The following is a 23,600-nucleotide window of genomic DNA, read 5'->3' as shown; positions in this document are numbered from 1 at the left end:
ACTACAGGAACAACGATAGATGTTGTGGGAGATGTAATTGCCAATGCTTCTACCATTCTTAATGACCCTACTTTTACAACAGAACTTACCAATATCATTACAGCAAACGAAACAGTAACTACGCTTGTTAATAATGGTGGAGGTTCTTATACGTATAATAACGAAGCAGGGACTCCGGTAAATATAGATGTTGTTGGTGATGTAACAACAAACTTTAGTACCATTGCAAATAATCCTGCGGTAACAACAATAATAGAAAACATTGCTACCAAAACAGTTGGAGCCGTAACTTTTGATTCTACAACAAATCAGTTTAGTTATACCGATGCCACAGGTACTCCACAATTAGTAGATATAAGTGCCATTGTAAAAGCAAACGAAACTGTAACCACACTGGATAAAGATCCTGCTAACAATGGTAAATATGTTTATACAAGTGAGAATACTACAGGAACAACGATAGATGTTGTGGGAGATGTAATTACCAATGCTTCTACAATTCTTAATGATCCATCTTTTAAAACAGAACTTACAAATGTTATAAAAACAGAAGAAACAGTTACTACACTTGATAAAGACCCTGCTAATGACGGTAAATATCTTTACACAAGTGAAAATGCAACTGCTACGACAATAGATGTTGTAGGCGATGTAATAACAAATGCTTCTACAATTCTTAACGATCCATCTTTTAAAACAGAACTTACAAATGTTATAAAAACGGAAGAAACAGTTACAACACTTGTAAATAATGGAGGAGGTTCATATACTTATAATAACGAAGCAGGAACTCCGGTAAATATAGATGTTGTTGGTGATGTAACAACAAACTTTAGTACCATTGCAAATAATCCTGCAGTAACAACAATTATTCAGGAAATTGCAACTAAAACAGCAGGAGCTGTAACTTTTGATTCTACAACAAATCAGTTTAGTTATACCGATGCAACAGGTACTCCACAATTAGTAGATATTAGTGCCATTGTAAAAGCAAACGAAACAGTAACCACACTGGATAAAGATCCTGCGAATAATGGTAAATATGTTTATACAAGTGAGAATACTACAGGAACAACGATAGATGTTGTGGGAGATGTAATTACAAATGCATCTACAATTCTTAATGATCCATCTTTTAAAACAGAACTTACAAATGTTATAAAAACGGAGGAAACAGTTACTACACTTGATAAAGACCCTGCTAATGATGGTAAATATCTTTACACAAGTGAAAATGCAACTGCTACTACGATAGATGTTGTGGGTGATGTAATTACAAATGCTTCAACAATTCTTAACGATCCTTCTTTTAAAACAGAGCTTACAAATGTTATAAAAACGGAAGAAACAGTTACGACACTTGTAAATAACGGAGCAGGTTCTTATACCTATAATAATGAGGCTGCAGCGGCTGTAAATATTGATGTAGTAGGCGATGTAATTTCTAATGCTTCGACTATTGTAAACAATCCAGCCTTTGTAACAGAACTTACAAATGTTGTTAAAGCAGAAGAAACAATCACAACTCAAGCTCAAAGTTTAACTACAGGAGCAATAACCTATACAAATGAAGCAGGAACAGCAGTTACATCGCAAGTTGTAAGTGCCGATGCAGGAAACATTGTAAAAGTAGGAGCCGATGGTGGTGGTTTTGTAGATAATGCAGTTATTAAAGCTAATGAAACATTAACAACAGAAGCTCAAAATTTAACTACAGGAGCCATAACCTACACAAATGAAGCAGGAACAGCAGTTACATCGCAAGTTGTAAGTGCCGATGCAGGTAACATAGTAAAAGTAGGAGCCGATGGAGGTAGTTTTGTAGATAATGCAGTTATTAAAGCTAATGAAACCTTAACAACAGAAGCTCAAAATTTAACAACAGGAGCTATAACCTATACAAATGAAGCAGGAACAGCAGTTACATCGCAAGTTGTAAGCGTCGATGCAGGTAACATTGTAAAAGTAGGAGCCGATGGAGGTAGTTTTGTAGATAATGCAGTTATTAAAGCCAATGAAACATTAACAACAATAACACCAATAGTAACTACAGGAAATATCATTGCAAATTATACAAATGAAGCAGGTGGAACTCCAGTAGATATTAAAGAGACTATTACTTCTTTAACAGATGTTGTAACACAAGTTACAGATCCATTTGGAAACATTAAAGATTTACACACATTAACTTACGTAGATGAAACGAATACTGCTTTTCCAATAGATTTATCAATCTTAGTTAAAGGAGTTGAAACATTAACATCATTAAGTTATGATGGTACAACACAGTCTTTGATTTATAAAGATGAAGAAGGAAATTCTTCCGACTTTAAATTGACTGATTTAGTTGGAGATGCCCAAACATTAACAACATTACAAGTAAATCTTGTAACAGGTACTTTAGATTTTACAGACGAACACGGAACAGTAAATCCTATAGACTTAAGTGCAGCAGTAAAAGAGCCATGGTTTAGTTCTACAACAAATGTAGGAGCAACATTAAATACCGAAAATATTTATACACAAGGATGGGTAGGAATAGGATACACAACACCATCTACTGCTACCAACGAAAAATTAAGAGTTAATGGTGCTATTACAACAATCAATAGTTACTATGCCGATTATGTATTCGAAGATTATTTTAAAGGTTTTTCTGAAATCAAAGCCGATTATAAATTCAAACGTTTATCAGAGGTAGAGGATTATATTAAAAAGAACAAACACCTTCCGGGTATAACTCCAATTGGAGCACTAGAAAAAACCAAAGAAGGGTATTCATTTAATATGTCGGAGTTATCAATTCAGTTATTAGAAAAAACAGAAGAGATATACCTTCATATTATAGAGCAAAACAAAGAAATTGAAGCAAAAGACAAAGAAATAAAAGAATTGAAATTAGCTTCAGAATCGATGAATCAACGTTTGGAAAAATTAGAAAAACTAATACTAGAGAAAAAATGATAAAAGTTCTTATTCCCTTTTTAGTATTACATACAAAAAGCATAAGTATCAACTAATATTATTCTAGACTAAAAAATAAGATTATGAAATATATATATAAAACGCAAAAAATTATCCTAGCAACATTATTTAGTTTGCTCAGTTTTTGCTCAGTTTTTGCTCAAACGGATAATACAAAATTAAAGGACGGTACAGTAAGTACCGGAGCAACCAAAGCCTTTCCCGGAGCATTATTTGAATTGGAGAGTAACACAAAAGGAATGTTAACTCCAAGATTGACAACAGCACAGCGTGACGGAATTGCATCTGCGAACAGAACTGATGGTTTGTTGATATTTAATACAACAACCGGATGTTTTGATTATTGGAGCGCTATACAAAGCGTATGGTTAAGTATTTGTGGTACGCCACCGCCTGCAGTATTTGGTATCTCGGCAGATGAGTGTCTTCAAATAGTAGGAAACGGAACGTATAAACAAGGGGTAGCTTTAACGCTAGGTAATTATTTAACAGTTCCCGTTACAGCAATTCAGCCAGGAACCTACACGATTTCAGCAACAAATAGTAATGGATATTATTTTACTACTAGTGGAACCTTTCCTAGTGCAGGATCTTATGTACTGAACCTGCCAGGTACAGGTACACCAAATAATGGATTTACAGTAGGAGATCCAGGAGATGCACTTACTATTTCATTAAATGGAGTTCCCGTTTCATGTGTGCCTCATGTATTTGTAGAAAAAGCCAATGTTGATTTTGTTATAACTTGTGCAGGCATAACTAGTCAGGGTTCCTATAATATAGGAATTCCACTTGTAGTTGCAAATAAGCTATTAGTAGAAGTAAACGTAACAGCTCCTGGTTTCTGGAGTATGAGTACAAATACCGTAAATGGGTATTCATTTAGCGCAACAGGCACATTTAGTGCAGCTGGAACTCAAACTATTGAGTTACGAGGAACAGGAACACCTTTGGCATCAGGTATAAATAACTTTAACCTATCATCTAATGCTACAACAGCAGGAACAGGTGCTTGTAGTAATGTTCCCGTTACAGTTGCACCAGTCGCCTATACGATGGATTGTACAACAGCAACTCAAAATGGAGTATATATGCAGAATATCCCTTTGATACCTGCTAATACAATCAGTTTACCAATTAATGTAACAGCAACAGGACAAACAACTATAAGTACTACAACTGCAAGCGGAATTACATTTACAACTGGATTGATAAATTTATCTGTTTTAGGACCTCAAAATGTGACTTTAATTGGTTCAGGAACACCTACAGCTTCAGGGCCAATAGCCTTTACGGTTACGGGAACACCGGGTACAGTAGGAACATGTTCATTAAATGTAACTATAGCATCACAACCAGTTACCTACGTAACAAATTGTGGAGGAATAACAGTGGCAGGTACTTATGCGCCAGGAACAGCAATGGATGCTACAAACACCATGACAGTTCCGGTAACTGTAACCTACGTAGGAGCGTATACAATTTCAACAAATACAGTAAATGGTATCAGCTTCTCGGCAACAGGAACATTTTCTTCAATAGGATTACAAAATGTTGTAATGACTGCAACAGGTACGCCAACATCTGGAGGTAACTTTACTTTTGCCATTACAGCAAATAGTACCAACGGAAGTACCCCTTGTAACAAAGCCGTTCCATTTGTTATTCGTTTAATGAACGTTTTAGGACTTGGAGATGGTATTTATCAGCCAGGTACAGGAGGAGCTTATGCATCAAGAGCTGTTTTAGCTTCATTGGCAAATTTTGGTCCTACAGGTACAGTACAGGTAGATGGAATTAAGATTGTTAATGGAGGAACCAATACTGGTAATACACTTAAAAATCTGATTAATACCAATAAAATTGATATTATCGTATTAGGTTATAACTACAATACAACAGATGCTAATACTTTAAATATTTTGGCCGATTTTGTTAAAAACAAAAAAGGAGTATTAATACAGGCACAAGAAAATGGTAATGCAGGAATAGCAACTTTAGTTAATTCTATTTGTGGTTCTACAATAACTGCAGCCGATGTTAATAGAGATAACTGTACTTACATCAATCCATTAGCAAACATTGCAGACCCAATCTTTAATGGTCCTTTCGGAAACATACAAGGACTTGCTATAGGAGGTGATAATAACAATTCATATTCTATGACACTACCTGCAAATACAATTAGTCTAGCAACTATAAGTGGTCTTCCTGCTAGGGTAACTACATTTAGACACAATACATTAGGATATGTATATTGTGGAGATGGAGGTTTACTTACAGGTACATCAAGCACAAATAATTCAACAACGGATTATCCTGCAAAAATTACGACAACAGGACTACCGCTTTCTAAACCTTATAACGGTGGTACAACAGTTTATAATAGTATTTTCTATGCAAATGCAATGGCTTGGGCTATTGGGTATGTACAAGATAATATTAACGTAGGCTATGTTATTCCTTAATTAAGGATAAAAGAAGAAAAACACCTCTTTTATGAAAACTATAATAGAGGTGTTTTAATAACTCTAATATTTTAATTAAGACACAGTTTGTCATGAATTAGGGATAACACTTTAAATAAAATGATATGATTAAATTTTATATAAAAGCTATTATTATATCGGTATTTTTTATAGGTAGGCTTGGTGCACAAACAGCAAATTCTGGACAATTAACAGTCATGCCAAATACACAGTTTGCTACAGTATCAGATTTTAATAATAGTACATCGGGTAATGTTTTAAATGATGGAAGTTTCATCGTTTATTCAGATTTTAAGAATGATGGAGTCGTAAGTTATACAGAAGCTAATAACGGAACAACACTTTTTGTAGGCACAACAGCCCAAAATATAGAAGGTGCCTCAGTTTCGGATTTCCAGAATGTAGTCTTTGATAATCTATCCTCATTAGTTCCTTTTCATTTATATACCAACATATCTGTAGGTAAGCAGGTAGATTTTAAAAGCGGAATTGTCGATGCTGCTAGTTATAATGGTAAAGTAATTTTCAAAGAAAAAGCGACTCACATAGACGTTAGTAATTTGAGCTTTGTAGATGGAAAAGTAGAAAAAAGAGGAGTTGCATTGTTTGAGTTTCCAGTTGGAGATGATTTATTTTTCAGACCTTCATTTCATGGAGTAGGTACAGATGCAAATAATGTTTATGTAACCCAATATTTTTTGGATAATGCGGGAACTACCCGTCCATATACAAGTAAAGAAGATATTATTTTAGCTATTGATGAGGTAGAATACTGGAATACAACCCAAGACCTCGGGAGCGAAAAGATAGTATTAAGTCTTTCATTAGATCCAGCTACAACACCAGAAGCCTTTTTTACACTAGATCCCAAGAAAAAACTATCCATAGTACGTTGGGACACAGCATTAGCAAAATGGGTAGATGAAGGCGGAATAACAACAGATCCAAATGTTAGCGGAAGCTATTCAAAACTAGTTACTTCACAAGTAAAAGGTTATGGAATTTTTACAATCGGGATAGTTAACAAACCAGACATTAACCCTAATCTAGATATTGTTATAAATAACGCAATATCACCAAATGGAGATGGTATTAATGATAGTTTCCTTATAGAAGGAATTAACAAATATCCGGATAATAGAGTAGAGATCTATAATCGCTGGGGAGTAAAAGTATATGATGCAAGGTCATATAACGAGAGCGATAATATGTTCACAGGATATTCAGATGGGCGTGTAACTGTAAACAAAGGAGCAAAACTTCCTACAGGAACCTATTTCTACGTACTAAAATATAGTAATGGTAGAGATGGTATCGAAAGTTCAGGATATTTATATATCAATAACCAATAAAATAAACTAATGGAAAAGATATTTTACATAGTAGCAATATTGTTATTGGGAGTTTTTAATGCTTCGGCACAACAAGAATCGCAGTATACGCAATATATGTACAACACTATGGCTTTTAATCCCGGGTACACAGGATCGAGGGAAGTAGTAAGTGCAATGGGATTATACAGAACACAATGGGTTGGTTTAGATGGTGCGCCAAAAACAATGAACTTTTCAATACAAAGTCCATTAGGGTATCATGCCAACGGTATTGGATTAAATGTAATTAGTGAAGAAATAGGACCAACAAATAATACAGGAGTAATGGTAAATTACGCCTATACAATTATAGGCAATAACGACCTAAGATTCTCTTTTGGTATTTCAGCAGGATTTGATAATTATGTAGTCGATTATAATAAATTAATTATTCAAAATCCAGATCCCTATTTAAACGGGAAAGAGTCAAAGTTTCTTCCTAATGTAGGAGCAGGATTCTATATGCATACCTACAATTGGTATGTAGGAGTATCAGTTCCTAAATTATTAAAGACAGATTATTATGATGATGTAGCTTCAACGGTTTACACCACCAACTCCCATTTTTATGGTATTGCAGGATATGTTTTTGATATAAATCCAAATTTCAGATTCAAACCAGCAGTTTTAGTAAAAGTAGTAAAGGGAGCACCCGTAGCTGTAGATGTATCTGCCAATTTCTTAATTAGTAATAAACTAACCTTAGGACTAGCCTATCGTTGGGATGCCAGCGTAAGTGGTTTGGCAGGATTTCAAATTAGTGATGGGATACAAGTTGGGTATGCGTATGATTATGAAACTACAAATCTGGGAAATTACAACTCAGGTTCGCACGAGATATTCTTAAGGTTTGATCTTTTCAATAAGTCAAATAAACGAATGATAAATCCAAGATTCTTTTAATTAATGATTAAAAAAATACTTATGAAAAAATATTTTCTACTTTGGATAGCATTATTTGGCTTATTTAGTGTGCACTCGCAGACTAAATTAGTTGATAAAGCAGAAAAAGAATACGATAAACAAGCTTATGCATACGTAAGTTCAAGTGATTTATACGATAAGTTGGTACAGAAAGAATTTGGCTCTTCGGGAATTTATGCAAAACTAGGAGACTCTTATTACTTTAACGGAGATTATAAAAATGCTTTAAAATCTTATAATCAGATAGGTAAATTAAAAGATAACTATAAGTTTACCGATGAGCAATTGTTTCGATATGCCCAATGTCTTAAGTCAGATGGGAAATTTGATGAAGCATCAAAAATCATAAAAGAACTTAATAGTAAGTCAGGAAAAGAAGCTATTAATTCCGGAACCGATTATCTAAAAGAAGTCGAGAGACAATCCAATCGATATACAATAAAACCGGTTAGTATCAATTCGAAAATGCCAGATTATGGAGCCACATTTTACAAAGAAAATCAGGTAGTTTTTACTTCAGCCAGAGATACAAATGTAGTCGAGAGAATGAAAGACAGATGGAATAAAAAACCATTCTTTAAACTCTATGAAGCAACAATTACAGATGATGGCGATTTGGCAGATGCTAAAAGGATTAATGGAAAAGTAAATTCAGTTTTTCATCAATCAACACCAGCATTTACCAAAGATGGTACACAAATGTATTTTACCCGAAGCAATTTTTTAGGTAATAAATACGGAGTAGATGATACAAAAACCAACCGACTTAGGATTTATAGAGCAACACTCGTAAATGATAAATGGACAAATATCGAAGATTTATCTTTTAATAACGAATCCTTTTCAAATGCACATCCAGCATTAAGACCAGACGGAAAAAGTTTGGTTTTTGCTTCCGACAGACCCGGATCAGTTGGACAGACAGATTTGTATGAAGTTGCCATAAATACAGATGGTACATTTGGAGAAGTCAAAACCTTAGGGCCATCAATAAATACCATTGGTAGAGAAACATTCCCTACAATTTCTACAACAGGAGAGTTTTATTTTGCTTCAGATGGACATTCAGGACTTGGAGGTTTAGATGTCTTTGAAGCAGTTAAAAACAGCGATAATACCACCTATAGAGTAGTAAATGTAGGGAAACCAATTAACTCACCAGGAGACGATTTTGGACTTATAATTAATGCACAAACGCGCAAAGGATTTTTTGCTTCTAACAGAACAGGCGATGATCAAATTTATAGTTTTGTAGAGCTAGAACCGCTAAAATTAAAGTATGATCTTGTTGTTTTTGGAAAAGTATATGATAAAAAGTATAACGAATTATTACCAAAAACTAAAATCTCATTATTTGATTCCAATCAAAAAAAGTTAGATGATTATTATACCGATAATGCAGGCGAATATCTGATAAAAGTTCCAGCAGGCGATTATTACTTAACGTATGATAAAGTAGGATATCTGCAAGGAAAAGAAGATTTGAAGATCGTTAAAAAAGATGAAAATCAAATGATCGAAATCAATAAATACCTAGATACAGATCCCAATGCGAGCGAACTCACAACCGAAGATAATAAATCGATTACAGACGGTTCAGATTTGACCAAAAAGCTGGGATTAAAACCAATTTATTTTGATTTTGATGATACACGAATCAAACCTGTTTCAGAAAAAGAGTTGAACAAGATTGTACAAGTTCTTAAAGATTATCCAACAATAACAGTTGATATTAGATCACATACAGATAGTCGCGGAGATAATGAGTACAACCTTAAATTATCCGAAAGAAGAGCCAAAGCAACAGTAGATTATCTCCTAAACAAAGGAGCCAGACCAAGTAGAGTAACTGGTAAAGGATATGGAGAAACTCAATTAATAAATAAATGTAGCGATGGAGTAAAATGTACAGACAAAGAGCATCAACTTAACAGACGCTCCGAGTTTATAATAAACTTTAACAACAAGTAAATTTAATATGTTGAATAAAAGATTGTCAAAAAAATGAATTTATTTAGCCATAAAGAGGTTTAGCTTAAAGTAAAGTTAAACCTCTTTTTTTTAGAAGAATAAAATTAGAAATCAGGTTAAAAAAGCAAAAAAAGTACTGATAGTGGGACTTTATTACTTTATTTATATATTTTTGAAAATACATAACTAATATACCACACACTTGAGCAAATTTCCCATTCCCACATTATCGGTAGGCAATATACTTGGCGAAGAAACTTTGGGGATTACACTGTTTCAGCATAGTGTAAAAGGGCGTAATGCATTTGAGCAACCACATAAACACGATTTTTATATGGTGTTCTTTGTAGAGAAAGGTTCAGGATTTCACAGCATAGATTTTACACAACACACAGTAGCCGATAATCAGGTATATTTTATACGACCAGGACAAGTACATAATTGGTCACTTAATGTAAATACCACAGGATTTCAGCTTATGGTATCATCAGAGATCGTTACTATTTTTTCAAATTTATCACAACTTCCATTCTTTGAGCAAAGCGTACCATCTTGCCTTTCATTGACTCAAGAAGAATTTCAGGAATTTAAAAAACATTTGCATGAAATAGAAAACGCATTACCACAAAATGATTTGCTTACAAAAGAAACCGTTTTGCTTCGATTGCATTTATTATTTAAGTTATTGCAAAAAGATTATCTCAAACAATTTCCAGAATATAGTTTTTCGGCAAGACCAGAAAAAGTAATAAAAAACTTCAACACCTTAATCGATAAAAATTTTCAAACAGAAACCTCCGTAAATTTTTATGCCAATAAACTCAGCATTACACCAAACTATCTTAATATACTTTCCCAAAAGTTCTTAAAGACATCAGCCAGCGACGTAATAAAAGAGCGAACAATTCTCGAAGCCAAACGATTACTTACAAGCACCGATTTATCAATAAAAGAAATAGCCTACCAATTAGGCTTTAATGATAATGGGTATTTCAGCAAAGTATTTAAGAAATATGCAGGCAAAACACCAGGTGATTTTAAAGAAAGTTATAATCTTTACCATCCTTCTCATTAATAATACCATTGCCGATTAAAATTCTAAACGATTTTTGTAAATGATAAATAATTATTATTTGCAGAAGCAATTATGATTTAAAGAAATATGGAAAAAAATCAAAACAGAAGCAATTTGCTATACTGTTTAGTTTTGAATGTCCTAATGTTAGCAGGATGTTCTTCTAAACAAGCAGATATAAAAACAGAAAAAATGAATAGTAAAACACTTTTTGAAGCAGTCGAAACCAGAGATGTTATTAGTGTAACTACACTTTTAAAAGAAAACCCTTCATTAGAAATAAAAAATAAAGATGGAGAAACCCCTTTAATGAGAGCAGTTTATAACAATAATAACGAAATAGCAGCATTATTAATAAATGCTGGAGCCGATGTAAATGCACAAGATGATATGCTAAACAGTCCGTTTTTATACGCAGGAGCAGAAGGAAATCTAGAAGTCGTAAAACTAGCTTTACAACACGGAGCAAATTTTGGAGTATATAACCGATATGGAGGTTCGGCACTAATTCCGGCAGCAGAAAAAGGACATCTGGAAATGGTGAAGCTTTTAGTAAATACCCCAAATTTCCCTATAGACCATATCAATAATTTAAAATGGACAGCATTGCTAGAAGCGGTTTTGCTTAGCGATGGTGGACCAGTACATGTAAGTATTGTAAAAGCTTTAATAGATGGAGGTTGTAATGTAAATATTGGCGATAAATACGGCATAACAGCATTAGGACACGCTAAAAAACTAGGTTATACAGAAATGATTAAAATACTACAACAAGCCGGAGCAAAATAAAATATAATTTATGGAAGAGAATAAAATAAGCCGAAAAAAGTTCTTAGGACTAGGAGCCGCTGCAACAGGAGCCGCATTGTTTTCGGGGATTGGTGCCACAGCAATGACACAAACAGAAGCTGAGGATAAAAAAAATAAGGATTTAAAAGAATATATTTTAGTTAATGTAAGACTAGAAGAAAGTTTTGAATACAATGATAAAAACGAAGTTGTAGCTACAAAAACAAGCTTGTATAATTTGCATATTGCCGATGGTAAAATAAAAAATATTACTACAGGCAAACCAGTTACAAAATTAAAAACGGTCGATGCCAAAGGATTTTTGATGCTTCCGGGATTACGAGATATGCACATACATATCGATAAAACCTATTACGGTGGGAATTGGAATGCTGCTCCAAGAAAAGGATATACCGTAAAAGATATGATTACGCTAGAGCAAAAAATCATACCACAATTGCTTACAGACTCCCAGCACAAAGCAGAAGAAGCCATAAAACTAATGCAAAGCCAAGGAAGTTATTTTGCCCGTTGCCAGTGTAATATAGATCCTGTTAGCGGACTCAAAAGTCTAGAACATTTGCTTGCAGCATTAGATAAAAACAAAGACAGTTTTGGGTGGGAAATTGTAGCTTTTCCACAACACGGAATTTTATATTCGCAATCAGAACCCTTACTACGAGAAGCTGCTGCAATGGGAGTAGATTTCATCGGCGGATTAGATCCAACAAGTGTAGATGGTAATATGGAAAAATCGCTAGATACCATGTTTCAAATTGCTTTAGATACCAATAAAGGGATAGATATTCATTTGCATGAATCACCACCATCAGGAAAAGACGCAATAGAATATATTATAAAAAGAACTGAGGAGAACAAACAGCTACAAGGAAAAACATATATAAGCCATGGTTTTGCTCTTGCAAAAATGGAGCCCAAAGATTTAGAAAAAGTAGCCGAACAAATGGGAGCGTTAGGAATAGGAGTAGTTTCGACAATTCCTATCGGAAGAACGATTATGCCAATTCCGACCCTAAAAAAATACGGTGTAAAATTAATGACAGGAACAGATAGCATCGTAGATCACTGGATGCCTTTTGGAACTTGTGATATGCTCGAAAAAGCAAAATTATGTGCACAACTCTACGGTTGGACAGACGAATATAGCCTAAGTCGTGCCTTACATATTGCCACTACAAACGAGATATTACCCCTTAACGATGCAGGAACCAGAGTATGGCCAGCAGTTGGGAATGATGCCAATTTTATTCTGGTAAAAGCAAGCTGCTCAGCCGAAGCAGTTGCGCGCCTACCAAAAAGAGAAGGTGTGTTCTTTAATGGAAAAATGATTGCTGGAGAGATGGTTTAGAGATTTTGAGGGACAAAGGTTCAGAGAGGCAAAGGTACAAAGGTTTTGTGCCGCAAAGTTTTTCTGTAGAGACGCACCGCAGTGCGTCTACGCAATACAGGTATACAGATAATGTAACCACAAACATATCTTTTCAACGTCAGAATAGTTCAGTTTTAGTTGAATTGCCTCCTGCTTTAGCTGGAGGTTAAAGAATTGATGATAATAAGGCTTTAGCCGAAATACTATGTCATTTTCGGTTAAAACCAGTCCCAATATTGTGTAGACGCACTGCGGTGCGTCTCTACGGAGAATCGTTGCGTTTAATTTTTTGTACCCTGAGCGTCAATAATTACCAATTACCAATTGCTTCTTCATACAAACTTCATAATAAAAATGTAGCTTTATATTTTTATAACTAAAATGATTTTTGATATGGCTAATAAAACATCACAACACATATTAAACACATCAGCAAATCTTTTGGGTTTTTGTCTTATTGTTATAACCTCTTTGCATATCACAGATAAATCTGAAACGACATATATTGATGAGTTTACATCGATCATAGCTATATTTCTTATTTTCTCCTGTTTCTTTTCCTTTTTATCTATCAAGACATTAAAGGAAACTTTAGAGAGAAGACTAGAAATAATAGCCGATTATTTATTCGGGATGGCATTAATAGGAATCTTGATTATTGTATTAATCAAAACGCTAGACTTAACAAACTAAATCGATTCGATAATCTTCTCCCGATGATTAAGTCCCCATTGCACTAAAGTTTCGGTAACGGGCAAAACTGATTTCCCGTACTCAGTAACCGAGTAAGCAACAGTAATTGGTCTGGTATCCTGAACTACTCTTGTAATAAGTAAATTAACCTCTAAGTCTTTAAGTTCTTTGCTTAGCATTTTTGCAGAGATACCTTCTATTTCGCGTTGCATTTTCTTGAAATGAATAACTTGATGCGTTCGGTTCGTTAAGAATCTTAAAATCATCAGTTTCCATTTTCCACCCAAAACGTCCAGACTATCTCGCATTGCAAGAAGTTCTTCAGTACAATTTGCCTCACGCAAAACACCATCTCGTTTAATTTTTGCCATAATAGTTTCTTTAAGGTAACTAGTAACCTTTGGTTAACGGATAGTAAATATAAATGATATTCAGAATATTTTTGTGTTTTAAACCGATAAAAATGAAAGCAATTATAGCAGATAAAGAGGGTAAATTACATTTAGAAAATGTAAAAACTCCAACAGTAAAAGAAGGTGAATTATTGATAAAAATAATCGCTTCGGGATTTAACCCAATCGATTATCAGATGTTAGAGAATGAACTAGAAAGAAAACTAATGCATTCCCCAATTTTAGGACGAGAACTATCGGGAATAGTGGCTGAGATTGGAGAAAATGTACAAGGTTTTAAAGTTGGAGATGCTGTATTTTCAGGTTCAGGAAGCATGGGCTCAAATGGAACTTATGCAGAATATATTGCTATTCGAGAATCTGTTGTGGTGCATAAACCTGACTTTTTATCTTTTGCGCAAGCAGCAGGAATCCCTTCGGCAGGATTAACAGCTTTACAATCCTTTAACCGAATGAAACTACAAAATAGCGATTCGGTTTTAATAACAGGTGCTGCAGGGGGAGTTGGAACAATGATGGTTAAAATTCTCTTGGCAAATAAATTCACAAACTTTATTGTTACAGCCGGAAATAAAGAAAGCATCGAGTCACTAAAAGAAATAGGAGTAAAGGAAAGCCAAATCATCAATTATAAAACAGATGATGTAGCAATTTTTGCTTTAGCAAAAAACAACCAGCAAAAGTTTGATTTTGTGGTAGATTTAGTCGGAAATAAAATAGGCGAAATAGCAGCCAAACTTTTAAAATCAAACGGAACTTTTCTTGACGTTACGGCACTTTCTACCGAAGAATCCAGAGAAACACTATTTAATAAAGGAGCTGTAATAATGAATATTTCTAATTATGTTTATTCGGCAGATAAGAATTATGCCTATTACAAAAAAGGATTATCAGAGTTGGTTCGATTAATAGAAAATAAAGCTATAACCTCACCAAAAATTGAAATTATCGGAGAGTTAAATATTGAAACAGTCACTAAAGCACACGAAATACTTCGCTTAAATAAAACAAAAGGCAAGAAATTAATCATGCAAATAAATACGATATAGACACTATGAAAACGATACCAAGAAGAATTGTTACGGGAACAAAAAACGGGAAATCTATTATTGAAAAAGATGAAATAGTAAGCAATGTTTCAGAACATTTTCCAGGGCTTATTATATCCGATATTTGGAGTACGGATAGTATGCCAGCTAATCTTTCGACAGAGAAAATTATTGAGAATACAGCTTTTCCTAATACACCCAAAAACGGAACTTATTTTAGATACGTTCAGATACCGCCCGACAAAGATTTAGGGATTGTAGCACCAGTCGGGCAACCACATCCTTTAATGCATCAAACGTCCACATTAGATTATATAATAATACTTTCGGGCGAAATATATCTTATTGTCGATGAAGAAGAAACGCTCTTAAAAACAGGAGATATTGTTATACAAAGAGGAACAAACCATGCGTGGAGCAATCGCTCAGATAAACCTTGTATACAATTGGCGGTTCTCGTAGATGCTTCTTTTTAGTTTTTAGTACCAGTGTTCAGTTTCAGTATTCAGTTTTTAGTCTCAGTACCAGTCTTCAGTGGTAGTATTTAGTTCAGTAGTTATTTACATACATATTTATATAAAAAAAGAGTTTTGCATTGCAAAACTCTTTTTTTATAACTGCGACTGCGACTGCGACTGCGACTGCGACTGCGACTGCGACTGCGACTGCGACTGCGACTGCGACTAAATACTAAAATCTACCAGCCCTTAACAGCTCCTCCTTTAAATTCTTTTTCAGCAGCTTTTTCTACTTCTTCAGATTGGAATGCTTTAAGGAATTTTTGAACCTTTTCTTCGTTTTTATTATCCTCTCTAGAAACGATTAAGTTTACGTAAGGAGAATCTTTATCCTCTACAAATAAAGCATCTTTTGATGGCACAAGACCAGCTTGAGAAGAGAATGTATTGTTAATAATGGCAATAGTTACATTAGCATCATCTAGCGCTCTTGCGATTTGTGGTGCTTCTAGTTCCATTATCTTTAGGTTCTTAGGATTCTCTGTAATATCAGTTACTTTTGGCAAAAGCCCAACACCATCTTTAAGTTTTATAAGACCATTTTTTTGTAATAACAATAACGAACGACCACCATTGGTTGGGTCATTAGGAATTATAATAGTGCTTTCTGGTTGTAACTCGGCTAATGTTTTTATTTTTTTAGAATATCCAGCGATAGGATAAACAAAAGTTTTCCCGATAATAGCTAGTTTATAACCTCTTTGTTTAGATTGTTCGTCAAGATAAGGTTTGTGCTGAAATGCGTTTACATCAATATCTCCTTGATTTAATGCTTCGTTAGGAACTACGTAATCGTTAAATGTTATAAGCTCTACATCCAGTCCGTATTTTTCTTTTGCAACTTTTTTAGCAGCTTCAGCTACAGAAAATTCTGGTCCTGCAGCAACTCCAACTACAATATGATTAGGATCGTTTTTTTTCTCTTTTCCACAGTTTGCAAAAACTAATGTAAGTAGTGCTATTCCGGCTAGTATTGAAAATTTATTTCTTGTATTCATGTTCTTATTTTAATATTAAAATTATTTTTTTATCTGTGATCAAAACGTTTAGAAAGTGCATCTCCTACAAATTGTATAATAAATACAAGTGCAACAAGAAGAACCAATACAGTATTCATGATAGTAGCATCATAACCAATGTAGCCATATTGATACCCAATTTGTCCTAAACCACCAGCGCCTACAGCACCACCCATTGCAGAATAACCTACAAGTGTAATTAAGGTAATCGAAGCAGCATTGATAATCGACGGAAGCGCCTCTGGCAATAATACTTTATAAACAATCTGAAAAGGAGTTGCTCCTAATGCTCTTGCAGCTTCTATTAATCCCGAAGGTAAGCCTAAAAGACTGTTTTCGACCAATCGTGCAATAAATGGTGCAGCTCCAATACTAAGCGGTACCAATGCAGCACTTACTCCAATAGAAGTTCCTACCAATGCTCTGGTAAAAGGAATCATCCATACAATTAAAATGATAAAAGGAATAGATCTGAATATGTTTACAACAACCGATAAAATTCGGTTAAATAAAACATGCTCCATAATTTGTCCTTTACGAGTTAGGAATAAAAATATACCTGCCGGAAGACCCAAAAGAAAACCGAAGAAACCAGAAAGTAAAGTCATGGTAATGGTTTCTAATGTGCCTTTTAATAATAATGTTATAATAGATTCAGACATAGCCTAATATTTCAGTTTTAATATGTTTCTCTTTAAAAAAAATAATTGCTTGATTTTGCTCGCTTTCGTCGCCCGAAAGTTCAACGATAAGAATCCCAAAATTTACATCGCCAGCAAAAGCAGTTTGAGCCGTTATAATATTAGCATTAACATTAAATTTTCTGGCTGCTTGGGTAAGAATAGGTTCATTTACCGATTTACCGTTTAACTCTAAACGCAATAAAGGATTTAGCCCTTTTTTATAAACAGCCGAAAGACGTTCTTGATATAAATCTGGAATATCGATATGTAACGAAGAAGCAATAAATTCGCTTGTTAAAGCATGCTTAGGATTTGCAAATATTTCGCCTATAGTTCCTTGTTCAATTAATTCGCCATTACTAATTACAGCAACTTCATCGCAAATAGCTTTTACAACTTCCATTTGGTGTGTAATAAGTAATATCGTAATATTTAAACGCTTATTAATATCCTTTAATAAATTTAAAATAGACCTTGTCGTACCAGGATCTAACGCACTTGTAGCTTCATCACATAGTAATACTTTAGGATTGTTTGCTAAAGTTCTTGCAATAGCTACACGTTGTTTCTGACCACCAGAAAGATTTGCAGGATAATCATTTATTTTTTCGTCAAGACCTACAAGTTCTAATAATTCTTTTACTCTGTTTTTAATTTCATTTTTAGAAACCCCAGCTAATTCTAGTGGAAAAGCTACGTTATCAAAAACGGTTCTGGATGACAGTAAATTAAAATGCTGAAAAATCATTCCGATTTGTCTTCTTTCCTGAGCCAATTCAGCATTGGATAGTTGCAACAACGATTTTCCGCCAACAATTACATCTCCCGAAGTTGGTTTTTCTAATAAGTTGATACAACGTATAAGTGTACTTTTTCCTGCTCCAGAAGTACCAATTACACCAAAAATTTTACCTTCGGGTACATGTAGAGATACACCTTTTAGTGCGGTAATCTCTCTCCCGGTTTTGTAAAATTTCTTGGTTATATTTTTTAATTCTATCATATTCTAGCTATTTGTAATCATTAAATAATGTAAAGGAAATGCTTAACTAGTAGAGAATTAAAGATGATTTAGTACTCCTTGTTTATTTTTGACCTTTAAATTATGGTGCAAATGTAAGTCAGATTTAGTTTATATTAAAATCTATGGGTTAAGTAGAATAACAATAAAATGTTAATTTTTAAGGCTAATTGCGCTTTATTGCTTGATTTACAGCGTGTATTTTTTTTACTATAATAGTCAAATTAGTATTATACATAAAATAAGACTTGTTAAATATGTTATTTAAGATTTTTATTTTTGTTAGAATTCTATAATAATTGCTTAATTTTAGATTGATTTAAAATTGCTTGGTATTAATTGTCGCCCCTAATGATTAATTTAAAATATGCCGAAAAACAAAATTATAGAAAACCTAAAACTTCCTAATGTATACATTCTTTTACTAATAGTATTTTTATCATGTACATTATTAATTTTTATTAATTTTTTTACCATAAAAATTTTATCTGCAAATAGAGCTTATGTTAATGGCGAATCACATTATTCAAAAGGACAGAAAGATGCAGTAAGGCACTTGATAACATATTTGTATACAGGTGATAAGGAGCAGTGGAAGCTTTATAAAGAAGAATTGAAAGTACCGCAAGGCGATGGCATTGCCCGAATCCTGCTTTTAGAAAATGGCGATATTCATATTATTAAAAATGGATTAAGAGACGGTCGTAATCATGAAAAGGATTTAGACGATATGATATGGCTGTTTAGAAATTTTAGATCAGTTTCTTTTTTAGCTAAAGCAATAAAAGAGTGGGAGCAAGCCGATCAATTAATCAACCAGATATTTGAGATAGGAAAAGAGATTGATAAAAAAGTAAATAACGCTACTTTAAAACCTGAGGATCAAAAAGCTTTTCTGAGTTTAATTAGTATAATAAGTGACAGATTAACCATAAATGAACGTAATTTTTCGAATACGCTAGGAGAGGGAACCCGAGCAATAAAAGATCGATTGATTTTTACGAATATAGTTTTCATTTTAATTATAATTAGTAGTGTTTGTATTTACTATTGGATAATGGTAAAAAGGATTATAGCCTCAAAAAGAGAAATCGAGGTTAAGAACGAAAATTTAATTCTTGCAAATAAAGAATTAGATCGATTTGTTTATAGTGCTTCACATGATTTAAGATCTCCAATTACTTCCCTCAAAGGATTAATCGAGATTACACAAATGGAAGATGACTTAGAACAGATAAGAGAATATCTGAACTTAATGAGTCAGAGCTTAGTTAAACAAGATCAGTTTATAAATGATATTATTGATTATTCTAAAAATAAAAGAAAAGATGTTGTTTTAGAAACCGTAAGTCTGGTAAGCTTATTTGAAGGAGCAATAATACAGCATACACATATAAAAAATGCAGATCGTATTATACTGGATATTGATATAATGGCAGACAAAGTTCAGAGTGATAGTCTTAGGCTAAAAATCATTGTAAATAACTTGTTGTCGAATGCTATAAAATATGCTGACGAAAACAAAGATGTGATGCGTATCTCGATTAAAACATATCTTGAAGGAAATTTTTACATAATAGAAGTTACGGATAATGGGATTGGAATTAAGCCAGAATCTAAGGATCACATATTCGAAATGTTTTATGTTGTAGATAGTAATAAAGGATCTGGATTAGGGCTTTATATCGTAAAAGAAGCAATAAAAAGTCTTAAGGGAACAATTGAGGTAGAATCTGAATTTACAATAGGAAGTAAGTTTACTGTAACGATTCCTAAATTATAGGAGATGCGTATGATTTAAAATTATAATTAAAAACTTGATAGCATATTTCTAAAAAAAAATAGAACCTACAGATGGAATTTAAATATGTTTTTTTGCTAATAGAAGATAGTGATATCGATAAACTTGTTATAAAACAATTGCTAAAAAAAGTACTTGATGTAACAAATGTAAATGCTGTTAATAATGGTAAAGAGGGAATAGAATGGATTATAAATTATAGAAAGAGCTTTAACCAATCTCTTGTTATTCTTTTAGATATCCAGATGCCAATCATGAACGGCTTTGAATTTCTGCTGGCTTACGATAAGCTTTCTGCAGATTTAAAATATGAAACCCAAATCTTTGTACTTTCCTCTTCATTAGTAAGAGAGGAGATAAAACGTATAAAAAGTAATCGGTACGTAACCGATTTTTTAAGCAAGCCAATCGCTATAAAAGAATTTGGAGATATATTATACCCAACTTTAAAAAGAAAAATGGGATAGAATAAAAGGTTACCTATTTTTTAATGCTATAATTTCATTTTTTAATTCCAAAAACATTGCTTTAACATCGTCTATTTCTGAGGACTTTTGTTCTTTATCATTTCTACCAATGTTGCATACATATTCCCAGATTTCTAAAATATTTGATGCCTTTACCAAATATGGAGGATAAAAAGTATTATCAGAATGCGCCATTAAATCATTCTTTCCGTTTTTATTAAGACGTTTGTAAACGATACCATCAGTTTTTGTAATAAGAATATAAGTTCTGCCATCCAGAACTTCACCTAAATTCTCAATATAACGACCAACTATAAAAGAACCATTTTCATGGGGAGGCATAGAATCTCCCTCTACAGGAAAAGCCCTGTGTTTTCCGTGTCCTAAAAACGGGAGCGAAATATGTTGTAAGCTTTCTATAAATTCGGGATCTGCATAACCGGTTAGGTATCCTGCTTTTGCTTTATGCGGAATAATCTCGATTAAATTATCGCCATTTCTATCTACCGTAATTGGTAGTAGAATTCGATTATCTCCGAGTTTTAGCAATTCACCCATGGGAATCTTTTTCATTTCTACCGAAAGTAAAATGTCGATGCTAATATGAAAGAAGCGCGATATGGCAACTAATATTTCTGGAGGAGGTGAGTTTTTACCATCTTCATATTTAGCATAACGATCACGGGATATGAGCAAGCCTTCAGCAACTTCACGTTGTGAAATCTCTTTTCTAGCTCTTAAGTATTTAATATTATCAGAAAATAAAGACATATGTTAATGGGATAATTTGTCACAGTAAATATATGGAATTTGTGACGATATATACTAATTTTGTTTTATATAAAAACAAAGAGACTAATTATTAGTTCGTTTCACTAAAATCATGAGACATGTTACTTTTTAATGATACCGAGATATTTACAAGTGGTAATAGGGAGAAAAAGGTTTTTGATCTCCCAGATACAGAATTGATATTGTGCGATACTCTTTTTACAAAAGAAGAAGCAGATTTATATTATAATGTTTTGCTTAACGATACAGCGTGGCGTGAATATGAAATGGAAATTTATGATAAAACGCTTAAAGTACCCAGAATGATTTCTTGGTATGAAGATAAAAGTAATGTTGGAGCAGAACTCGATCGACCAGATTGGACACCTGAGCTATTGCAAATAAAGGAGCGAGTAGAGGCAGCGACACAAGTAAAGTTTAATAGTGTTTTGCTCAATTTATATAGAAACGGAAATGACGGAGTAAGTTGGCATAGTGATCGTGAGCAAAATTTCGGAAAAGATGCTATTATTGCCTCAGTAAGTTTTGGAGAGACGCGAATGTTTAAGTTAAGACATAAATTTAAAAAAGAAATTCCACAATTAGAGATTCCGTTACACCATGGTTCATATTTGTTAATGGGAGGAACAACACAAAGTTTTTGGCAACATCAGGTTCCAAAAACTACAAAAGATATTCTGCCAAGAATCAATCTTACTTTTAGAATTGTAGATAGGAAACTGTAGTTTTTAAGTCTGTGGCAAAAAAAATAACCGCAAAGGGCGCTAAGATTTACGCAAAGGTCGCAAAGTTTTTCTTCAATTTTGTCATTCTGAGCGGAGTCGAAGAATCACAAGAAACTCACCCAATCTTTGTCGAGTTACTTGTGGAGACCCTTCCTGCGTCAGGGTGACAATTTTGTGGAAACAGAACAAAGCTTAATCTTTCTTAATCTCTTAATGGTGAAATCATTGTTCCTGCAACAAAGCATTTGTTCTACGAATAGATTCTTCATCTTTATAATCAAGCCACGCCTGGCCTTTGCGTTTTCGCATCCAGTTATCATAATGACGAATAACAGCTACATTTGCCAAAGCTTTTATAACATTAGTTGGTCTTCCGGATAAAGAGCGTAGACTTAACGAAAATCCCGGAGTGGTATATTTCATATAATGCCACCAACCTTCGGGCATATATAGCATTTCGCCATGTTGTAAATTAGTGATATAAGGTTTTACTAATTTAAGCGCTGGAAATCTTTCATAATCTGGATTATCAAAATCTATATCTTCATTACAAATCCAGGAATACGGAAGACGATACATGTATTTAGTTTCTTTAGGATCTACTAGAACACATTGTTTTTTTCCTTGAAAATGGATATGAAATATATTAGGAAAATCAATATCGTAATGCATAAATACCTTTGCGTTCTGACCGCCAAAAAAAACCAGAGGCAAACTCTTTATTAACCGAAGACCTAATTTAGGCCATCGTATATCGCTTTTCATAGAAGGCACATCTTTCATTAAATTATATAAAAATATGCGCAAATGTGTAGGTCCTTTTTCGAGTATATCAATATACTCGGACATAGGCATTGTAAAATCGGGTTCATTAACTTTCTTAGTATGATCGGTTTTACGGTTATCGTATAAAGGAACAGTCTTGTCGCCTGCAACTTCTCTTAAAAAATCAAAATTCCATTTTGTAAATGCGGGCCAATCTTCTATCTGATTGGTTATAACTACTGGCTTTTGAGGCTTATAATAGTTTTCTATAAATTCTTTTTTTGTAAGTTTTTCTACTCTTTCAATTTCTATATATTCAAATGCCATAATTAAAATTTTAAAATTGTTCGAAAATTATAAAGTCACATATTCTAGTTTGTTTATTATATAAGTTAGAAATATTTGGTATTGTATATAACAAGATAAAGCTATAAACTGTAAGAAGATTATAGTATTTAACGTGTTTTGGGGAAGGAAATTGCGTTATTATTTGATTTGTTTTTTTACTAACAAGGCTTAATTCCTTAAGGTTTTCAGTTTTTCTTGGTGGATTATTTGTTAACCTAAAGTTATTGAATTTTTAATTTACATGCTCAAAAAAAATAAATTTCTATTAAAAATTGCATTTTCATTTTGATTGTTACATTTCTTTAAAAAT

The 23,600-nt window shown here is 33.4% G+C and carries 20 protein-coding genes; 14 read left to right on the top strand and 6 right to left on the bottom strand.

The features are described from left to right. From IW20_RS26465 to IW20_RS22485, 9 genes are all read left to right on the top strand, one after another. Positions 1-2,964 (top strand): hypothetical protein (locus tag IW20_RS26465; RefSeq protein WP_051886126.1); only part of this gene is annotated, 2,964 nt, incomplete at its 5' end. Positions 2,965-3,047: 83 nt separating this feature from the next. Further along, entirely contained in the window at positions 3,048-5,453 is a 2,406-nt protein-coding gene (locus IW20_RS22520; protein ID WP_035627890.1) for a hypothetical protein, read from the top strand. A gap of 125 nt (positions 5,454-5,578) precedes the next feature. Continuing rightward, positions 5,579-6,826, top strand: coding sequence for a gliding motility-associated C-terminal domain-containing protein (locus IW20_RS26630; RefSeq protein ID WP_051886124.1), 1,248 nt, complete (start codon positions 5,579-5,581; stop codon positions 6,824-6,826). Between the two features lie 9 nt (positions 6,827-6,835). After that, positions 6,836-7,750, top strand: a complete 915-nt coding sequence (locus tag IW20_RS26625; protein WP_035627889.1) for a PorP/SprF family type IX secretion system membrane protein — start codon at positions 6,836-6,838, stop codon at positions 7,748-7,750. A 21-nt stretch (positions 7,751-7,771) separates the two neighbouring features. Then, positions 7,772-9,742 carry an OmpA family protein gene (locus tag IW20_RS22505; protein ID WP_035627897.1) on the top strand — a complete coding sequence of 657 codons (1,971 nt, stop codon included), beginning with the start codon at positions 7,772-7,774 and terminating at the stop codon, positions 9,740-9,742. Between the two features lie 202 nt (positions 9,743-9,944). Next, positions 9,945-10,817 carry an AraC family transcriptional regulator gene (locus tag IW20_RS22500; RefSeq protein ID WP_051886119.1) on the top strand — a complete coding sequence of 291 codons (873 nt, stop codon included), beginning with the start codon at positions 9,945-9,947 and terminating at the stop codon, positions 10,815-10,817. An 87-nt stretch (positions 10,818-10,904) separates the two neighbouring features. Then, the gene (locus IW20_RS22495; protein WP_035627888.1) at positions 10,905-11,606 is read left to right on the top strand and encodes an ankyrin repeat domain-containing protein; all 702 of its coding nucleotides are present in this window, start codon (positions 10,905-10,907) and stop codon (positions 11,604-11,606) included. Positions 11,607-11,616: 10 nt separating this feature from the next. Next, the gene (locus IW20_RS22490) at positions 11,617-12,975 is read left to right on the top strand and encodes an amidohydrolase (RefSeq protein ID WP_035627886.1); all 1,359 of its coding nucleotides are present in this window, start codon (positions 11,617-11,619) and stop codon (positions 12,973-12,975) included. Between the two features lie 414 nt (positions 12,976-13,389). Then, complete coding sequence (locus tag IW20_RS22485) at positions 13,390-13,689, top strand: hypothetical protein (RefSeq protein ID WP_035627894.1); 300 nt, start codon at positions 13,390-13,392, stop codon at positions 13,687-13,689. Here IW20_RS22485 and IW20_RS22480 read toward each other — a convergent pair. Then, a complete protein-coding gene (locus IW20_RS22480) occupies positions 13,686-14,060 on the bottom strand; it encodes a winged helix-turn-helix transcriptional regulator (protein WP_035627884.1) in 375 nt (124 codons plus the stop codon). The genes IW20_RS22485 and IW20_RS22480 overlap by 4 nt on opposite strands. Before the next feature lie 92 nt (positions 14,061-14,152). Here IW20_RS22480 and IW20_RS22475 point away from each other — a divergent pair, with 92 nt between their 5' ends. Next, complete coding sequence (locus tag IW20_RS22475; RefSeq protein ID WP_035627882.1) at positions 14,153-15,151, top strand: NADP-dependent oxidoreductase; 999 nt, start codon at positions 14,153-14,155, stop codon at positions 15,149-15,151. A 5-nt stretch (positions 15,152-15,156) separates the two neighbouring features. Further along, entirely contained in the window at positions 15,157-15,627 is a 471-nt protein-coding gene (locus IW20_RS22470; protein ID WP_035627881.1) for a cupin domain-containing protein, read from the top strand. A 221-nt stretch (positions 15,628-15,848) separates the two neighbouring features. Here the strand turns inward: IW20_RS22470 and metQ are convergent, their stop codons facing one another. The 3 genes from metQ to metN are packed head-to-tail and all read right to left on the bottom strand — an operon-like array spanning position 15,849 to position 18,374. Further along, positions 15,849-16,667, bottom strand: coding sequence for a methionine ABC transporter substrate-binding lipoprotein MetQ (metQ, locus tag IW20_RS22465; RefSeq protein ID WP_035627879.1), 819 nt, complete (start codon positions 16,665-16,667; stop codon positions 15,849-15,851). A gap of 29 nt (positions 16,668-16,696) precedes the next feature. Next, entirely contained in the window at positions 16,697-17,350 is a 654-nt protein-coding gene (metI, locus tag IW20_RS22460; protein WP_035627877.1) for a methionine ABC transporter permease MetI, read from the bottom strand. Continuing rightward, positions 17,343-18,374 (bottom strand): methionine ABC transporter ATP-binding protein MetN, encoded by a 1,032-nt coding sequence (gene metN / locus IW20_RS22455; RefSeq protein ID WP_035627875.1) that lies wholly within the window; start codon positions 18,372-18,374, stop codon positions 17,343-17,345. Before metN ends, metI begins: the two co-directional genes overlap by 8 nt. A gap of 385 nt (positions 18,375-18,759) precedes the next feature. Between metN and IW20_RS22450 the strand changes: the two genes are divergently transcribed. Both IW20_RS22450 and IW20_RS22445 read left to right on the top strand, forming a co-directional pair. After that, positions 18,760-20,175 (top strand): sensor histidine kinase, encoded by a 1,416-nt coding sequence (locus IW20_RS22450; RefSeq protein ID WP_035627868.1) that lies wholly within the window; start codon positions 18,760-18,762, stop codon positions 20,173-20,175. A 71-nt stretch (positions 20,176-20,246) separates the two neighbouring features. After that, positions 20,247-20,660, top strand: a complete 414-nt coding sequence (locus IW20_RS22445; RefSeq protein ID WP_035627866.1) for a response regulator — start codon at positions 20,247-20,249, stop codon at positions 20,658-20,660. A 9-nt stretch (positions 20,661-20,669) separates the two neighbouring features. Here the strand turns inward: IW20_RS22445 and IW20_RS22440 are convergent, their stop codons facing one another. Continuing rightward, a complete protein-coding gene (locus IW20_RS22440; protein WP_035627864.1) occupies positions 20,670-21,431 on the bottom strand; it encodes an XRE family transcriptional regulator in 762 nt (253 codons plus the stop codon). Between the two features lie 119 nt (positions 21,432-21,550). Here IW20_RS22440 and IW20_RS22435 point away from each other — a divergent pair, with 119 nt between their 5' ends. Then, the gene (locus IW20_RS22435) at positions 21,551-22,177 is read left to right on the top strand and encodes an alpha-ketoglutarate-dependent dioxygenase AlkB family protein (protein WP_035627862.1); all 627 of its coding nucleotides are present in this window, start codon (positions 21,551-21,553) and stop codon (positions 22,175-22,177) included. A 222-nt stretch (positions 22,178-22,399) separates the two neighbouring features. Here IW20_RS22435 and IW20_RS22430 read toward each other — a convergent pair whose 3' ends face one another. After that, a complete protein-coding gene (locus IW20_RS22430) occupies positions 22,400-23,269 on the bottom strand; it encodes a cupin-like domain-containing protein (RefSeq protein WP_035627861.1) in 870 nt (289 codons plus the stop codon). Positions 23,270-23,600 lie beyond the last annotated feature (331 nt).

Source organism: Flavobacterium hydatis, from assembly GCF_000737695.1.
GTDB classification, from domain to species: Bacteria; Bacteroidota; Bacteroidia; order Flavobacteriales; family Flavobacteriaceae; genus Flavobacterium; species Flavobacterium hydatis.
This window is presented reverse-complemented; position numbering and strand designations above follow the sequence as displayed.

Coding starts and splice junctions, on each gene's coding strand:
- IW20_RS22520 (WP_035627890.1), top strand. CDS start 3,048: ATGAAATATATATATAAAACGCAAAAAATTATCCTAGCAACATTATTT.
- IW20_RS26630 (WP_051886124.1), top strand. CDS start 5,579: ATGATTAAATTTTATATAAAAGCTATTATTATATCGGTATTTTTTATA.
- IW20_RS26625 (WP_035627889.1), top strand. CDS start 6,836: ATGGAAAAGATATTTTACATAGTAGCAATATTGTTATTGGGAGTTTTT.
- IW20_RS22505 (WP_035627897.1), top strand. CDS start 7,772: ATGAAAAAATATTTTCTACTTTGGATAGCATTATTTGGCTTATTTAGT.
- IW20_RS22495 (WP_035627888.1), top strand. CDS start 10,905: ATGGAAAAAAATCAAAACAGAAGCAATTTGCTATACTGTTTAGTTTTG.
- IW20_RS22490 (WP_035627886.1), top strand. CDS start 11,617: ATGGAAGAGAATAAAATAAGCCGAAAAAAGTTCTTAGGACTAGGAGCC.
- IW20_RS22485 (WP_035627894.1), top strand. CDS start 13,390: ATGGCTAATAAAACATCACAACACATATTAAACACATCAGCAAATCTT.
- IW20_RS22480 (WP_035627884.1), bottom strand. CDS start 14,060: ATGGCAAAAATTAAACGAGATGGTGTTTTGCGTGAGGCAAATTGTACT.
- IW20_RS22475 (WP_035627882.1), top strand. CDS start 14,153: ATGAAAGCAATTATAGCAGATAAAGAGGGTAAATTACATTTAGAAAAT.
- IW20_RS22470 (WP_035627881.1), top strand. CDS start 15,157: ATGAAAACGATACCAAGAAGAATTGTTACGGGAACAAAAAACGGGAAA.
- metQ (WP_035627879.1), bottom strand. CDS start 16,667: ATGAATACAAGAAATAAATTTTCAATACTAGCCGGAATAGCACTACTT.
- metI (WP_035627877.1), bottom strand. CDS start 17,350: ATGTCTGAATCTATTATAACATTATTATTAAAAGGCACATTAGAAACC.
- metN (WP_035627875.1), bottom strand. CDS start 18,374: ATGATAGAATTAAAAAATATAACCAAGAAATTTTACAAAACCGGGAGA.
- IW20_RS22450 (WP_035627868.1), top strand. CDS start 18,760: ATGCCGAAAAACAAAATTATAGAAAACCTAAAACTTCCTAATGTATAC.
- IW20_RS22445 (WP_035627866.1), top strand. CDS start 20,247: ATGGAATTTAAATATGTTTTTTTGCTAATAGAAGATAGTGATATCGAT.
- IW20_RS22440 (WP_035627864.1), bottom strand. CDS start 21,431: ATGTCTTTATTTTCTGATAATATTAAATACTTAAGAGCTAGAAAAGAG.
- IW20_RS22435 (WP_035627862.1), top strand. CDS start 21,551: ATGTTACTTTTTAATGATACCGAGATATTTACAAGTGGTAATAGGGAG.
- IW20_RS22430 (WP_035627861.1), bottom strand. CDS start 23,269: ATGGCATTTGAATATATAGAAATTGAAAGAGTAGAAAAACTTACAAAA.